Source organism: Streptomyces sp. NPDC057543, assembly GCF_042801895.1.
Lineage (GTDB): Bacteria > Actinomycetota > Actinomycetes > Streptomycetales > Streptomycetaceae > Streptomyces.
The window spans coordinates 1-1,057 of record NZ_JBHVFF010000610.1 but is presented as its reverse complement, the minus strand read 5'-3'; the positions used below and the strand labels follow the sequence as shown (position 1 = coordinate 1,057).

Below are 1,057 nucleotides of genomic sequence, written 5' to 3'. Positions count from 1 at the left end.
GTGACGCTGCTGGTCGAATGGCCCGAGGAAGCCGACGCGCCCACCGACACCGCTGTCGGCGGGCTGCGGTTCGTCAGGACGATGGAGCCGGCGTCACAGCCGCGCGCGTCGCGGCCGACCGGGGCGAGGCCGACGTCGCCGACGAGATCGAGTTCGCCACCAAGCCCCAGTTGGCCGCCGCCATGCTGCGCCGGGACCGCACCCTGGGCATCCCCGCCCGTTGGTTCACCGCCGACGAGGTCTGCGGCGGTCGCGACCTACGCCGCCAGGCCCGATCCCTCGGCTCCGACTACGCGATCGCCCCGTCCCACTCCCGATCCCCGCCCGCTGCACTCCCCACGCCCAAGCCGTTGACCAGCGCGAATGAAGAAGTCCGGCTGGAGTACCAACCCCCGACTGTCCATTAAGGAGGGCCGCCTCGTATTTCCTCAGGGAGTCAACCGTGGGCGGCGGCGGGTTCCATGGTCAAGCGTCAGTCACCTGGGCACTCTGCGGGATGGCGTCCCGGGGGACATCCCCGGCGGACTCGATGTGGCTCGCATACCCGTCCGGGTCGAGGTCGCGTACTTCGACCGAAAAGTGGACCTCGAACTCCGGGACAGGCCCGACGCGTGTGCGAAGAAGCGCGAGGACGGATTCGCTGAGCGCGCGTTTGACCTCGGCGCTACGGCCGGCCTTCAGCGCGATCTCGATGTGGACCGCCTGGTGGGTTTCCTCCGTGCGGCCGGCGATGTACCAGTCGTCTTGCGGGTAGACGAAACGGATCCGGCACGCCTCGGGGCGCGCGCCGCTGTTGGCGACGATCAGCGAGTGCAACTCCGGGCCGAGTACTTCACATTCGAGGACCTCGTTCTCGCACAGTTCATTGGTGTACGTCACGGTTACATGTGGCATGGACGCAGCATATTCACTCTCTCGCCATGCTCGCCGACGAGTTCCTCGACAAAGGGCCGGGCAGGCCGAGCACGTACCTGCGTGCGGGCGGCGGGCCGGCATCTGCCGGCGCTCCGGGACATGCCCGGAAGCCCTATGGGGCGGCGGTCCCCGGCGGGACCGC

Annotated in this window: 2 protein-coding genes; one reads left to right on the top strand and one right to left on the bottom strand. The window is 69.0% G+C overall.

Annotated features, from left to right (window positions below):
* Positions 1-407 (top strand): transposase (locus ACFU8Q_RS41660; RefSeq protein ID WP_384465491.1); only part of this gene is annotated, 407 nt, incomplete at its 5' end.
* A gap of 58 nt (positions 408-465) precedes the next feature.
* Here ACFU8Q_RS41660 and ACFU8Q_RS41655 read toward each other — a convergent pair.
* Positions 466-894, bottom strand: a complete 429-nt coding sequence (locus tag ACFU8Q_RS41655; protein WP_384465488.1) for a 5-carboxymethyl-2-hydroxymuconate Delta-isomerase — start codon at positions 892-894, stop codon at positions 466-468.
* Positions 895-1,057: the final 163 nt, after the last annotated feature.

Coding starts and splice junctions, on each gene's coding strand:
- ACFU8Q_RS41655 (WP_384465488.1), bottom strand. CDS start 894: ATGCCACATGTAACCGTGACGTACACCAATGAACTGTGCGAGAACGAG.